Source organism: Myxococcus sp. AM010, assembly GCF_013372585.1.
GTDB classification, from domain to species: domain Bacteria; phylum Myxococcota; class Myxococcia; order Myxococcales; family Myxococcaceae; genus Myxococcus; species Myxococcus vastator.
Window position 1 is genome coordinate 1 of the sequence record NZ_JABXEO010000222.1, and the last position, 520, is coordinate 520.

The window sequence follows — 520 nt, forward strand, 5'->3', positions numbered from 1 at the left end:
GCGCGAGGTGGAGCGTGAGATGGGGCGGCTGAAGGAGTCCATTGCCCTGGCCAAGGCGCCTCCGCCACCGGCCGCGCCGGGCCCGGATGGTTCCGCGCCCGTGGAGACGCTGGAGGACCCGTCGCCCGTGCTGCTGTCCCAGGCGGCGGACGTGTTCACCACGGACCTCCTGTCCGCGCAGGCGATGCTGAAGGAGCGGTGCGTCCAGTACCTCACCGCGCTCACGGACCGGCGGTACCAGGGCATCGAGTGGGACCGCGAGGGCAAGGCCTTCGCACTGACGGCGGGCCGGCGGGTGCCGGTGGGCGAGCTCCCCGCGAAGGACCTGGACCTGTACTACCTGGCCCTGCGGCTGACGGTGGTGGAGAAGGCGAGCGCCCGCGTGAAGCGTCCCTTCCTGCTGGAGGACGTCTTCACGGGAATGGAGGAGGTGAAGCTGCCCCTCATCGCCCGGATGCTCAAGCACCTGGGCACGCTGACGCAGGTGCTGCACGTCACCTCGCACCCGGGCTTCGCGCAG

The 520-nt window shown here is 71.2% G+C and carries 1 pseudogene; it reads left to right on the plus strand.

Going from position 1 to position 520, the window contains the following annotated elements:
* Nucleotides 1-520, plus strand: a pseudogene (locus tag HV826_RS36410) (chromosome segregation protein SMC); the annotation flags it as partial.